Origin of the sequence: Spartinivicinus poritis (assembly GCF_028858535.1) — a bacterium.
Lineage (GTDB): Bacteria > Pseudomonadota > Gammaproteobacteria > Pseudomonadales > Zooshikellaceae > Spartinivicinus > Spartinivicinus poritis.
The window spans coordinates 15,287-29,116 of the sequence record NZ_JAPMOU010000020.1; the positions used below are offsets into that span (position 1 = coordinate 15,287).

The 13,830-nt window shown below is 45.2% G+C and carries 10 protein-coding genes; 4 read left to right on the forward strand and 6 right to left on the reverse strand.

The genetic code is table 11. From position 1 onward, the window contains the following. Positions 1-39 precede the first annotated feature (39 nt). The 6 genes from ORQ98_RS15615 to ORQ98_RS15640 form a co-directional block, all read right to left on the reverse strand. A complete protein-coding gene (locus tag ORQ98_RS15615) occupies positions 40-1,788 on the reverse strand; it encodes a BatD family protein (protein WP_274689737.1) in 1,749 nt (582 codons plus the stop codon). Further along, complete coding sequence (locus ORQ98_RS15620) at positions 1,782-3,716, reverse strand: VWA domain-containing protein (RefSeq protein WP_274689738.1); 1,935 nt, start codon at positions 3,714-3,716, stop codon at positions 1,782-1,784. Before ORQ98_RS15620 ends, ORQ98_RS15615 begins: the two co-directional genes overlap by 7 nt. A gap of 8 nt (positions 3,717-3,724) precedes the next feature. Further along, the gene (locus tag ORQ98_RS15625; protein WP_274689739.1) at positions 3,725-4,795 is read right to left on the reverse strand and encodes a vWA domain-containing protein; all 1,071 of its coding nucleotides are present in this window, start codon (positions 4,793-4,795) and stop codon (positions 3,725-3,727) included. Beyond that, complete coding sequence (locus ORQ98_RS15630; protein ID WP_274689740.1) at positions 4,788-5,273, reverse strand: DUF4381 domain-containing protein; 486 nt, start codon at positions 5,271-5,273, stop codon at positions 4,788-4,790. The genes ORQ98_RS15625 and ORQ98_RS15630 overlap by 8 nt, the downstream gene beginning before the upstream one ends. Beyond that, positions 5,266-6,201, reverse strand: a complete 936-nt coding sequence (locus ORQ98_RS15635) for a DUF58 domain-containing protein (RefSeq protein WP_274689741.1) — start codon at positions 6,199-6,201, stop codon at positions 5,266-5,268. The genes ORQ98_RS15630 and ORQ98_RS15635 overlap by 8 nt, the downstream gene beginning before the upstream one ends. A 73-nt stretch (positions 6,202-6,274) precedes the next feature. Beyond that, the gene (locus tag ORQ98_RS15640) at positions 6,275-7,237 is read right to left on the reverse strand and encodes an AAA family ATPase (protein ID WP_274689742.1); all 963 of its coding nucleotides are present in this window, start codon (positions 7,235-7,237) and stop codon (positions 6,275-6,277) included. Between the two features lie 428 nt (positions 7,238-7,665). On the opposite strand from ORQ98_RS15640, the gene ORQ98_RS15645 reads away from it, so the two are divergent. The 4 genes from ORQ98_RS15645 to ORQ98_RS15660 all read left to right on the forward strand — a co-directional run bounded on the left by ORQ98_RS15645 (position 7,666) and on the right by ORQ98_RS15660 (position 13,760). Beyond that, complete coding sequence (locus ORQ98_RS15645; RefSeq protein WP_274689743.1) at positions 7,666-12,468, forward strand: NAD-glutamate dehydrogenase; 4,803 nt, start codon at positions 7,666-7,668, stop codon at positions 12,466-12,468. Positions 12,469-12,742: 274 nt separating this feature from the next. Next, positions 12,743-12,964 carry a DUF2835 domain-containing protein gene (locus ORQ98_RS15650; protein WP_274689744.1) on the forward strand — a complete coding sequence of 74 codons (222 nt, stop codon included), beginning with the start codon at positions 12,743-12,745 and terminating at the stop codon, positions 12,962-12,964. Between the two features lie 210 nt (positions 12,965-13,174). Beyond that, complete coding sequence (locus tag ORQ98_RS15655) at positions 13,175-13,507, forward strand: hypothetical protein (RefSeq protein ID WP_274689745.1); 333 nt, start codon at positions 13,175-13,177, stop codon at positions 13,505-13,507. Between the two features lie 70 nt (positions 13,508-13,577). Continuing rightward, the gene (locus ORQ98_RS15660) at positions 13,578-13,760 is read left to right on the forward strand and encodes a hypothetical protein (RefSeq protein ID WP_274689746.1); all 183 of its coding nucleotides are present in this window, start codon (positions 13,578-13,580) and stop codon (positions 13,758-13,760) included. The last annotated feature ends 70 nt before the right edge of the window (positions 13,761-13,830 follow it).

Genomic DNA, 13,830 nt, shown 5'->3' on the forward strand with positions numbered 1-13,830 from the left:
TCTTGGTTGTTTCTCTGAGCTGGGGCCTGTTAACAGGCCCTAGTTAGATAGGCTGGGATACAGAGGCATTAAACTATGTTTTGCTGGTTTAGCCTGTTTAGTCGGTTTTAATTGCTTGATTTGTTGTTTAAAGGCTGCACAGTCAAACGGTAGGGATTGGTTGCCATATAATTGGTTATCCAATGCTTGCAAGTAGGCACTGAGAGCAGGGTTTTGCCAGCACTCATCAGTTTTTTGCAAATTTTGGATTTGGGGATTATCCAGCGCTTGCTGGCTCCACTGAACAAACAGTCGTCTAATTTCGGTTAAATTTTGTTGGTCACAACTATTCATTAAACCATTAAATAGTTTTTGGGTTGAAGCGTTTTCCACTGCTGGTGTATTTGAAAGTGTATTAGCGGTTTTGGGTTGTTGCTGTCGTTGCTGCCACCACAGGCCAAGGGTAATTAGCCAAAGTGTCGCAAATAACAGGGTAAACCATGGCCAAACCCCACTGGATAGAGGGGATGGTTTCGTCAATGTGGTGTTTATTTCTGGCTGGGTAGCCACGACAGAAGGCGTGGGTGCAGTAGCTGGCGCTGAAGGTGCTGTTGGTTGGGCCTGGCTGGTTGCAACAGGGGCTACGGTAATTTGCTTGGCTGGTAAAACTGCTTCTTCTATGGTTTGGCTAGTGGTATTAAACCAGCGATAGCGAATTTCGGGTAACTCGATAGTACCTGCTTGGGTAGGTACCAATGCAATGGATTCTATTCGTTGGCCAATAATACCCTGGTCAGTTGGGATATCCTTGGTTTGTGATTTATCAGGGTACAGTTTTACCCCATTTAATTCAGGGGTTGTTAGTGGAGGTAATTGAGCAGCGGTTAATCCCTCGGCTTTAATTTCAATGGTTCGAGTAACAGAGTCTCCCACTTTAAGTTGGCTGGTGTCTGTACTCCAATTTTCAGTGAGTGTCAGTTTTTGGGCTGGTAGCCAATGACCTTTAGCTGAGGCGGGAGGGGCTTTTACGGTTAATTTAATTTCTGGTGAATATTCTTCAACAGGCGTACCTATCTGGCGAGGAAACATATTAAATGGTGAATTTCTTCGACTTTGTGAAGCAACCGTACTGGTAAATTTAAGGGCTGGAATTAATATTTCACCACTTTCTTGAGGAAAAATAGCATACTTCAGCTCAAATACCCCATAACGCTGGCCATTGATAATGGTTTCATAATTTTTGACTTCCCCTAATTGCTGACTAATAACACTGGGAATGGTTAAGGGGGTTATCCGACTATCGTCGTACAGTGGAACAGAATGATAAATAAGGATAGTAAGCACCGCTTGTTCCTGAACAAAAACCTTCTCTTTATCCAGGCTGGCTTCGATAAAAACAGGTGAAACATTTTTACCTGATAATTGTTGGTTTGATCCTGCTGGTTTCACATCTAAGGTAATAGGCTTGGTTTTTTCCCCTCGCAAGCTGATTGGGGGAATCACCACATAGCCACTTTGTTTGGGTCTTAAGGTAATAATCCAGTCAGTCCAGGACTGGGTTTTGCCATTAACCGATTGATATTGGCTACGCTGGCTGCGTCCTAATACCGTGAATAATTCATGCAAAGGTGATAGGTCGGGTTCAGCACCAAACTCCTGTTTATCACTGCGTAGGGTGAGTTCAACCGTTTCATTCTGATTAATAATGGTCCTGTCCACAGAGGCGGTAAACTTTGCATGGCAGATTACTGACCAACCCATCAGTAACGTTGTCAGCCAGATTAGCGCTGATCTTTTTCGAGTTACCATTTGATTTCACTATCCGATTGTTGCTGTTGAAATTGTTTTAAACGCTGTTGATAGAGTAGTTTTCTTCTTAATAGACCACTGGGGTCATCAGGGATTCGCCTTAACCAGCCTTCTACTTGTTGTTTTTCCAGGCTATTGGCATCACTGTCCACCAGCTGCTGGGCCTGCTGTTGTGTATCCTGTTGTTCTGCCTCATCAGCCGATTGCTGGCTGAGTTGGCTTGCCTCTGATGACGGCTTGTCTTGGTCTTGTGCATCCTTTTCAACTGCTTGTTCTGTCTTTTGGCTACTGGACTCTGTCACTTGGTCATCCTGATCTTGCTGACCGCCTTGAGTTGCTTGGCTATTTTGCTGTGCCTGTTGGTTTTGCTGATCTGAAGACGGTTGACCTTGTTGTGAGTCCGACTGGCTTTGATCCTGCTGATTTTCACCTTGCTGATTATTGTTTTGAGCACTGTTTTGCTGCTGGTTGTTTTCCTGTTGTTGATTGTCCTGGCTGGACTGACCCTGGTTGTTCTGATCTTGGTTGTTTTGATTTTGGTTCGATTGCTGTTGGTTTTGCTGCTGTTGCTGTTGTTTTTTCAAGTCTTCCAGAATTTTTTTGTTCTGTTGAGCTTTTTCAAAGTCGGGGTTGAGCTTAAGGGCTTGCTCATAGGCGCTAATGGCTTCATCTATTTTACCTGCATAAGCTAATGCGTTGCCCTGGTTGTAAAAGCCTTCTGCGCCGCCTGTCTGCGCAAAGGACTGGGCCGCTTGTTCATATTGTTGGCTTTGGAATTGGCTGGTGCCTTTCCAGCCTGGGTTGGTAAATAGCTCGGCGGCACTGGCAGTATCGCCATTGGCTAATGCTTTGGCCCCCTGTTGATCGCGGGTTTGCCAAAGGTCTTGCCACCAGCCAGCAGAGGCGGGTTCTGGGAGGGCAAGGGGCACCAACAACACGGCCATTAACCAGCCCCGTCGGAATCCTATTAAAGCCAGTGGCACTAACAGCAGTAACAACCAATAACCTTGGTCATGCCACTCATCGAAGGTTTGTTCCACTTCCATGGTGTCAGCCAGGTTATCTGTCTCAGGTAACAGGCGTTCGATATCCTTATCAGTTAGGGTGATATCACTGTAGCGACCACCAAACTGCTGGGCTAAATCCGCCAGTTGATTCCGGTTCAGTTTGGCGATAACGATGGCACCCCGTTGATCTTTTAATAAGGTATTATTGACGCGAATAGGAGCACCTTCCTTAGTACCAATTCCTAAAATAGATAGCTGGTAGGGGGCATTTTTCAACTGTTGTTGAATAGTTTGCAGGGTTTCTTTTTCTAAACCATCAGTCATTAACAGAATATCGCCACTGCCTGCTTCACTATTATTAAGTAGCTCAAGTGCTTGGCTAATACCTCGATCTGCACGGCTGCCAGTGACTGGCATAATTTCTGGGCTGAGGGCTTTCACTAAATTAGCAATGGTTTGGCCGTCATCCGTTAAAGGGGCGATGGTGTAGGCTTCCCCTGCATAAGCCACCAAGCCGGTTAAACCTTCCTGCCGTTGCTTAAGTAAGTCACGTAATTTTCGTTTCGCCCGGGTTAGCCGGTTGGGTTTTAAATCATCAGCATAGAGTGACAGTGACATATCCAGCACAATCACTAAGGGTTGGGCAGACTTTTGTACGGGTAAGGTGACTTTTTGCCAGCTGGGGCCTGCTAGTGCAAGGGTGGCCAGTAGCCATGCTAGCAGCAATAAGGCTAGTGGCCAGCGCTTCATGGCAGCGCCCGACTCAGTCATTAAGTGTTTCAGCAAGTGGGCAGGAATCACCTGCTCCCACAGCCCCTGTTTTGGTTGGTAATACCAGAGCCCCCAAACCAGCAGACAGCCAGGGACTAGCAGTAGTAGCCAGAAAGGGCGAATAAAGTGAAAGTCAGCAAGCTCCATCATTAGCACCTTCATTCATTGCCAAGTAAATTTGCCACATCAGCATGAGATTGTTGTTTTGTTGAAGTGGCTGTCAAACGATTGGAAAGGCTGGGCCAGAGACGACTGAGGGTCAGGCCGAAGCTAAGTAACAGCGCAGCTGCCAAAGGCCAGTGATATAAGCTTTTGCTGGGGCGAAAGGTTTGATCCTGTTGGGAAACTGGTTCCAGCTCATCTAGTAGGGTATAGATTTTATTTAGCTCCTCACTATTTTTGGCTCGAAAATACTGGCCTTGGGTTTTATCTGCCATGGCTTTAAGGGTTTTTTCATCTAGGTCAATGGAAGGGTTGACCCGTCTTGCCCCAAAGCTGGTGCCGAAAACACCAGGTAAGATCATTTCATCAGCACCCACGCCAATGGTATAAATTTTGATGCCTTCTTTGGCTGCCAGCTCGGCTGCTTGAATGGGGGTGACTTCACCCGCGGTATTGGCTCCATCGGTTAATAGGATCAATACTCGACTATCCGTTGGGCGTTTACGTAGTTGTTTAACGCCTAACCCGACGGCATCGCCAATAGCGGTATTTTTACCTGCCATACCAATTAATGCTTCATCAAGCAGGGTGGTGACTGTGCTTAAGTCGTAGGTCATGGGGGCTTGCAAATAGGCTTGACTACCAAACAAAATCAGTCCCAGTCGATCCCCTTTACGGCGGGCGATGAAATCTTGTAATACCGCTTTGACCACCGTGAGCCGGTCAACCTGCTTACCCTTCAGCTTTAAATCCTGGTGTTCCATACTACCGGACAAGTCCACAGCCAACATGAGCTCACGGCTACTGGTGGGTAAGGAAATAGGCTTGCCCACCCAACGGGGCTGGGCTAGTGCCATTAACACCAATAACCAGATGAAGATAACCAACAGTTGTTGTAATCGGTTAGCTTGGGTGCTTTGCTGATGTACGTCAGTTGCACTGGCCAAACTTTGATAAAAAGGCACGCGAATCGCTGCCTGTTGCTGCTTGGCAGGCGGCGTTAGCCAATACACTAAAGCGGGTAGGGGCACTAATAACAATACCCAAGGCCAGTTAAACTCAAACATGATGATTGATCCAACGATAAGTAAAGTCTTTGAGTTTGTCTGCCGGACAAGTCGGCTGGGGTTGATATTGACCAATGCCAAAAAAGCCATCCGGTAGTTGCACTGGGTGGTTGGGCTGATGGCTCACTAAAAACTGGTGCCATAGATCACCCGTTAGTCCAGCAACCTGGCTGCGACCATAGGCGGTCATTGCCACCTGTTTTAATAGTTGATTACAGGCAGCGACAAATGCCGTTAAATTTTGTTGGTGTTGATATTGCTGCCAATAATTATCCAACAACTGAAGGGCTTGTTTACGGTAGCGGCGCTGGATGGCACGTTGATACAGCCAGTAACTGACACAACCGATAATAAGAAGCAGCAGAGCCGCTAACATCCACCAGCCCGGTGCCAAAGGCCACAGGCTAACAGGCTCTGGCTGTACGATGGGTGCCAGCTGCTTTAATACGGCTTCAGGGATGGCTGATGGTTTATCCATGTCGCCTCCTGTACTGTCCGGCTAGTTTTTCTACTAACTGCGAAATAGCGGGCTGGGTCGTTGAAAGCTGCAATAAAGGCATCCGGTAACGTTGGCACATAGTGACTAATTGCTGCTGTTGGGTTTGCCACTGTTGTTGATAGCGTTGCCGACTAGGCGCATGACGGCTATTAACGGTTAACCGGTGTTGACCATCAGTAACGGCATAAACGCCGGGCTTGGGTAACTGCGCTTCTAGTGGATCAGTAATATTGACAATAAATACATCGTTATGTTGAGACAGCTTATAAAGGTGCTGCTCTGCCAGCGGGGGTAATTGATAAAAATTGCCCACTAAAATCACCGCACTGCCGGGCTTAACCAATTGACGGCTATGGCCTAAGGCGTGACAAAAATAGTCTGAAGAGGGAAGGGTAGCGGTTTGTTGCCAAGATAACGCTTGGTTCATTTCCGCTACCCCATGCAACAGTTGCAGTACGGATTTTTTACTGCGCCTGGGTTTGATTTCGTGATGTTGCTGTTGATGATTAAAGACTAAGCCACCCACCCGATCACCATGTTGCAAAGAGGCCCAGGCAAAAACGGCTGCGGCTTGCGCTGCAGTGACGGATTTAAAGTCCTGCCGACTACCAAAAAATAATGGCAAGCTTTGCTCCACCAGTAAAAACACCGGGCGCTCTCGCTCTTCTTGAAATAATTTGGTGTGAGGTACCTGGGTGCGGGCGGTGACTCGCCAATCAATGGTGCGAACATCGTCTCCTGGTTGATAAACCCGCACTTCAGCGAAATCGATACCTCGGCCTTTAAGTTTGGACTGGTATTGGCCTGCTAGACTGCTACGCACTTTATTCGGGTTAAATAGCTGAATATCTTTGGCCGCCAGCCGCAGCTGAATGAGTTCTTTAATAGATGTATAAGCACCACTCATAATCCTGAAGAATGCCCTGTTATTTTATTTCGAACACCAAAACTGATTATTTGCATCGTTTTGTGGCGTGTCACTAGCTTGCTGGTACTACTTGAATCAGTCGGTCAATCACCTGGTCGGCATTAACCCCTTCAGCTTCGGCTTCAAAGGTCAAGATTAAACGGTGGCGTAGCACATCGTGTGCAATGGCCTGAACATCATCAGGTGTCACAAAGTCACGACCTTGTAACCAAGCGTAAGCACGTGCACAGCGATCCAAGGCAATGGTCCCCCGAGGGCTGGCGCCATATTCGAGCCAGCTGGCTAGCTGATCATCATAGGCTCGGGCATCCCGGCTAGCTAACACCAGTTGGACAATATACTCTTCAACTGGCTCAGCCATGTGTAACGCCAAAATAGCTTGGCGAGCGGCAAAGATATCCGCTTGTGTCACGGCTTCGGCAGGCGGGGTAGGTGCCTCAATGGCTTCACCACGGGCTAGCTGTAATATTTTTCGCTCAGCATCTGCAGAAGGGTAGCCAATCATGACATGCATTAAAAAGCGGTCGAGCTGTGCTTCAGGTAAAGGGTAAGTGCCTTCTTGCTCAATGGGGTTTTGAGTTGCCATTACCAAAAATAAGTCAGGTAGGGGGTAACTGGTTTTGCCTACACTCACTTGCCGTTCTGCCATGGCTTCAAGCAGGGCTGATTGCACTTTAGCGGGAGCACGGTTAATTTCATCCGCTAACACCAGGTTATTGAAAACCGGGCCAGGCTGAAATTCGAAACTGCCATTTTCTGGGCGATAGATATCTGTGCCGGTAATATCAGCAGGCAACAGATCAGGGGTAAATTGAATACGGTGAAAATCAGCTTCCAAACCATCAGACAGGGCTTTAATGGCTTTGGTTTTGGCTAAACCGGGAGCCCCCTCGACTAATAAATGACCATCGGCTAACAAGGCAATCAACAGTCGTTCGACTAACCGCTGTTGGCCAATAATCTGGCTAGACAAATATTCTTGTAGGGCAATAATTGCTTGTTTTGCTGTTGTCATATTCCTTCTCTACCACCATGCGTCAAGTGACGGACACCATTGAGGGCGCCGTAAAACTATTGCGCTAATAGCCTGTTGTCCCTCTTTTAACAAGGGTTTAGTCAACAAGTAGGCTAATTAGTTTTATGGAGTCACTATTTATTTTAGGTCGCAAGGATAAAGGGAATTTTCTGATTTGCAACTTTCTGTTTTACTGCGCTTTGTTTTGAGGTAAGCAATTCCTATCGCTAGGCTGTTAGACTTATTCGGAAAATACGACTTAAGTTGCTTGCTGACGTTTATCTATAATCCGTCAGTTTATTTACAGCCTATTTGCAAGTGCATAATAAGTGCTCAGCTGGCCTGGGTTGATGAAGTCATGGCTAAGCTCTTGGTCTACGCTTGTAAAGTGTGTGGGTCAGACTGGGCAATACTGCGGAGTTTAAGGTATGGGCTATATTTCAGCCGACAACAAAACTGATTATTTAAAAAAACTAGTGGCCGACGTGGTAACCCATGTGCCGGCCAACCAGGTAGATGCAGTCACAGCATTTACTCACCAGTTCTTTTCGATTGCTGGATTTGAAGATTTATTAAAGTTTCGTAAAAGTGATATTGTCGGCGGTACATTGTCATTTTGGAAATTTATCCAACAGCACAACCCTGAACAGCCCAAAATTACCATTATTAATCCTGACTATGAGCATTTTGGCTGGCACTCTACTCACACGGTTATTCAAATCATTCACCAAGATCTGCCTTTTTTGGTGGACTCCATCCGAATGCGCCTGAATCGGCGTGGTACTACCATTCATTACCTGCAAAATACCGTACTTAATTCTGTGCGTGATGAAAGCTTTAAGCTGATCTTGCAGTCTGACCAGCAGGGCTCGACGGTTAAAGAAGCGGTTATGTATTTGGAAATTGACCGACTTGAGCATCAACGTGAGCTGGATGAATTAACTGACGAGCTGAATGGCGTTCTCTCTGATGTCAGGCTAGCGGTGGCTGATCATCATGCAATCTGTGATAAAGTAGCAGTACTGACCGATCAATTGGCAAGTTCTCATCCCGCTGATCAAGTAGAAGAAGAACAAGCTTTTTTAAACTGGCTGTTAAGCAATAATTTCACCTTCCTTGGCTATGAAGAAATTGAAGTAAAAGGTAAGGGTAAAAGTAAAAAACCAGTCGCCGTTGCCAGCTCAGCATTGGGCTTGCTCAAATCGAAACGGGTTGCTGCCCATATCGATTGTGACTTTTTGTCTAATAAAGACATTATCAGTTTTTCTAAGTCAGGCTTGCGCTCGAGTGTGCATCGCCCAGCTTACCCAGACTACATTGCGGTTAAACAATTCGATAAGGCTGGCGAGGTAGTAGGTGAAGCTCGTATTATGGGGCTATATACATCTCCTGTTTATTCTGAAAGCCCAAGGCTTATTCCTATTTTACGACAAAAAGTCCAAGCGGTGATTGATCGCAGTGGCGTAGAGCCTTCCAGTCATCATGGCAAAGAATTAGCCCAGATTTTGGAGGTGTTTCCTCGAGAAGAGCTGTTTCAAATGCAATTTAACCAGCTGTTTGAAACAGCCATGGGTATTTTGCAAATCCAGGAAAGACGACAGATTCGGGTTTTTATTCGTCAGGATAAAAACTGCCTGTTTTATTCTTGCTTGGTCTATGTACCAAGAGATGTATACAGCACCCAGTTGCGGATGAAAATGCAGGCTATTTTAGAGCAGCGTTTGGGTACAGTTGACTCTGAGTTTACCACCTATTTTTCAGAGTCGGTGCTGGCTCGAGTACATTTTACGCTTCGGTTGAACCCTGAAAATGTACTGGATTACAACCTGCAAACCATTACCAATGAAATTATTCAAGCGGCTTATTCTTGGGAAGATGAGTTTAAAGACACTCTGTTAGAGGCTAAAGGTGAGGTAGAAGGTAACCACCTGGCGAACCTCTATTGCAGTGGTTTTCAAGCCGGTTATCGAGAAACATTTTCACCAAGAACCGCTGTTGTGGATGTGGAACACTGTGAATCGTTATCAGACAGTCATCCTCTGACCATGAGTTTTTATCAGTCAATTGATGATGTAGATAACCGGCTACGGTTTAAAGTGTTTCACCAGCACCAACCACTGCCATTATCTGATTTGATACCGATCATTGAAAACTTAGGTTTGCGAGTCATTGGGGAATATCCTTACACAGTCCGCAAGTCAACAGGTGAGTCAATCTGGATTCATGATTTCACCTTGCTCTATGGCCAAAATCAGCCGATTAATGTCCAACAGGTGAATACTATTTTTCAGGATGCCTTCCAGCATATCTGGTTTGGTCAGGCTGAAAATGATGGCTTTAACCGACTCATTCTGGGTGCACAATTAAGCTGGCGACAAGTGTCGGTATTAAGGGCCTATGCACGTTATTTAAAACAAATTCGGTTTGGTTTAAGCCAACCCTATATTGAGCAAACTCTCACTGAAAATATCGAAATTGCCAGATTACTGGTTGAGTTATTTGAAGTTCGCTTTAACCCGGAGTTGCAACTGGGTAACGGGCAGCGTAAAGAACATCAGCAAGCCCTTGAACATAGCATTTATGCCGCCCTTGATCAGGTCAGTGTGCTTAACCAGGATCGAACCATTCGTCGTTATGTGGATGTTATTAATGCCACTTTGCGTACAAACTTTTTCCAACCGGATGCCAGTGGCCAATTAAAAGATTATATTTCACTTAAATTCTCACCAACTCAGATTCCACAAATTCCACTGCCTTGCCCCATGTTTGAAATATTTGTTTATTCACCTCGGGTGGAAGGGGTGCATTTACGGGGCGGTAAGGTTGCCCGTGGTGGTTTGCGTTGGTCTGATCGGTTAGAAGATTTCCGTACGGAAGTATTAGGCCTGGTAAAAGCCCAGCAGGTAAAAAATGCGGTGATTGTACCCGTCGGTGCTAAAGGGGGCTTTGCACCTAAACGACTACCGACAGATAGCCGGGAAGCCATGCTGGAAGAAGGAATTGCCTGCTATAAGACCTTTATTCGTGCTTTACTGGATGTGACGGATAATTTACAGGAAGGTAAGGTTATTCCTCCAGCATCAGTTGTCCGTTATGACGGTGATGATCCTTATTTGGTGGTAGCGGCGGATAAAGGAACAGCAACCTTCTCTGATATTGCTAACCAGCTGGCAGAAGAATATGGCTTCTGGTTAGGCGATGCCTTTGCATCTGGTGGCAGTGTGGGTTATGACCATAAGAAAATGGGGATTACCGCGCGCGGTGCTTGGGTGTCTGTGCAACGACACTTCCGTGAAAAAGGTATTGATATCCAAAAAGACACTATATCTGTCGTGGGTGTTGGTGATATGGCAGGTGATGTATTTGGTAATGGTATGCTGCTATCGGAAAGTTTGGCAGTAGTGGCAGCCTTTAACCATATGCATATTTTTATTGATCCTAACCCATTAATTTCCCAATCATTTAAAGAGCGCCAGCGGCTGTTTAATTTACCTCGTTCTAGCTGGATGGATTATGATCAGTCATTAATTTCTGCCGGGGGTGGGGTTTTCTCTCGGGATGCCAAGTCGATTAAGATCAGCCCTGAAATGAAAGAGCGGTTTGCAATTGATGAAGATCAACTGACGCCTAATGAATTAATTACGGCGCTGTTAAAATCACCCGTCGATTTAATCTGGAATGGGGGCATTGGTACCTATGTCAAAGCGGCTACTGAATCCCATGCGGATGTAGGGGATCGGGCCAACGATGCATTACGGATTAATGGTAAAGAGCTACGCTGCCAAGTTGTGGGTGAGGGTGGTAACTTAGGTCTTACTCAACTGGGCCGGGTTGAATATTGCTTGAGTCAGGGTGCTTCCAATACCGATTTTATTGATAATGCGGGTGGCGTCGATTGCTCAGACCATGAAGTCAATATTAAGATCTTGTTGAATGAAGTGGTAAGCAATGGCGATATGACCCTTAAGCAACGAAACCAGTTACTTGAGGCAATGACTGATGATGTCGCTGACCTGGTGCTAATGAATAACTACCGTCAGGTGCAGGCTATTTCTCTGGCTCAGCAAGAGGCTACTCAGGTAATGGATGAAAATAAACGTTTTATTCATTACCTGGAAGCGCAAGGTAAATTAAACCGCGCCATTGAATTTTTACCTGATGATGATGGCTTGGCAGAACGAGTAGCAAACAACCAAGGACTTACCCGACCAGAGCTGTCTTTATTAATTTCTTATAGTAAAGCGGACTTGAAAGAAGCGCTGTTAGCTTCCGATGTATTGGCTGATGCTTATTTCGCTAGGGAAGTGAATACTGCATTTCCACCGGTGTTAGTGGAAAAGTTTGGTCAGGCGATTGAAAGCCATCGACTAAGAAAAGAAATTGCTGCCACGCAAATTGCCAATAATTTAATTAATATGATGGGCATTACCTTTGTTCATCGTTTGCAATTATCGACAGGGGCAGAGCCGGCGGATATTGCTAAAGCCTTTGTGGTAGCCAGAGATATTTTTGCAATTAATGATTGCTGGCAGCAAATTGAAGCATTAGACCATAAAGTGCCTTCTAGTATTCAGCAGGAAATGATGGCTGACTTAATTCGCTTGACCCGTCGTGCGACACGTTGGTTAATTCGTATGAAGCGCAAAGAGCTTAATGCAGAAGAATGTGTTGCTCATTATGGCCAGCAAATTCGTGAGTTTAGTCAGTTGCTACCTGGTTTATTAGGTAATGGAATGCGTCAGGTATGGCAGGCTAAAACCCAAGAATTAGTCGAAAAAGGCGTACCAGAAGATTTAGCTGGTTTTGTGGGTGGTTATAAATACCTGTCTTATGGTTTATCTATTGTGAAAGCGGCCGATCAGACCGGTCAGCCATTAGCTAAAGTGGCGCAAACCTATTTTGCGATTGGCGAGCGTTTGCATTTACATTGGTTTGCGCAAGAGCTAGGCAATTTAGAAGTGTTTAACCATTGGCAATCTATGGCTAGAGAAAGTATTCGAGATGAACTTACCTGGCAGCAGCGGGCATTAACAGTAGCTGTATTAAATATGGAAACAGCTGTTGAAAATATCGCTGAGCGGATTGAGCAGTGGATTAATCAGCATCAGGTATTGGTCGGGCGTTGGGATGCCATGCTGGCGGATCTACGTGGCCAAACCAACTGTGAGCTGGCGATGTTTACCGTTGCAAACCGAGAGTTAATGGATTTAGCGCAGAGTGGCTCGCGGTAGCATTTAACACACTCCCTCTTAGAAGCCTAGGGAGTTCCCCCCTTTGAAAAAGGGGGGCTAGGGGGGATTTATAAGGCTGCTAGAGTTTTGGTTATAGGAAACGTTAGTGTCCGATATGGAGTAAAGGGTATTCTTCGCCGCTCTTGAAAGACCATCCCTGGTCTATCAAGAGCTAAAAAGGCATCCTTGCCTTAGCTATAGAATACCCTTTTACCCCATATCCATTAGCTTTAGTGATAATCTCTAATGGAGGAGAGGTAAAAAAACACCAAAAATGTCCACCATTACTGTTGAATTAACGATTCCAGCAGACGAATTTCTAGCCTTATACCGCGGCACAGCCCGTGATGTAGTAGCGACCTCCATAGATGGTCGAACTGTTCGATTCCCAGCCAAAGTCTTACAGCCCTTTGTCACCCAAGCAGGCATTCATGGCCGCTTTAGTATTGAGTTTGACCAACACTTCAAGTTTAAAAAAATAACTCAGTTGTCGTAACCTAATCTTTTTGTAAAAAGACAGCGACGGGTAAGATTTGTTACTATAGCTCCCGACAGAAGCCTTGTTCGTTTTACGATAGGCTGTTTATTAGACAGTTGTTTTATTGGGGATGTTAAGGGCGGTAGCGTTCAGTTCATATTAAACTAACTGTTCAATATTTCAACTCTTGATGCTTTTGTTTTTTATTATTTAGTTACTGGAAAAAGAATGAAACACATAAATAAGTTGATTGTTGTTGGTTTTTTGTCACTTTCTAGCAATGTGTTTGCAATACCTACAAGTGATAAACTAATTGATCAAATAGGTATTCAAGGTGCGTCACCAGATGAAATTGTTATTACTAACTTGGCTGGTTGGGGGGCTGCAGGATGTGAAAAAGCAAGACATGTAGTTTTAGGAGCCTCTGTGAATAATCGACAAGAAATGCTTTCTGTAGCGTTGGCTGCAAAAATGGCCCAAAAAGTTGTTCGCTTCTATGGTAATTGTGATACCTCAAATGGGGATGATCGATTTAATGCCACTTACATCATAGTTAAGTAAATTACGAATAGGTACAACTAAGAACGGTGTTATTGAAAATAATCCTAAATAAATAATGATGGACAAAGGATTGCCAACAAATTGTGAAGGAACTCCATACGGCTGGATGCTAATTGAGCAAAAGAAAACAACAATCATTTCCATGGTGCTTGCTGCATGGGCATCACAAAATAAGTCAGGTACTATCTATACCTCCGGTCGCCTTGGTGATAGTGGATATTATTTAGTCACGCAATTTGATCCAGACAATTAAATTGTAACAGCGAGCGCAACCTTTGGGAAAACCTACAACTTGCTTTGGTTTCCCTAGGTTGTGGTGTTAA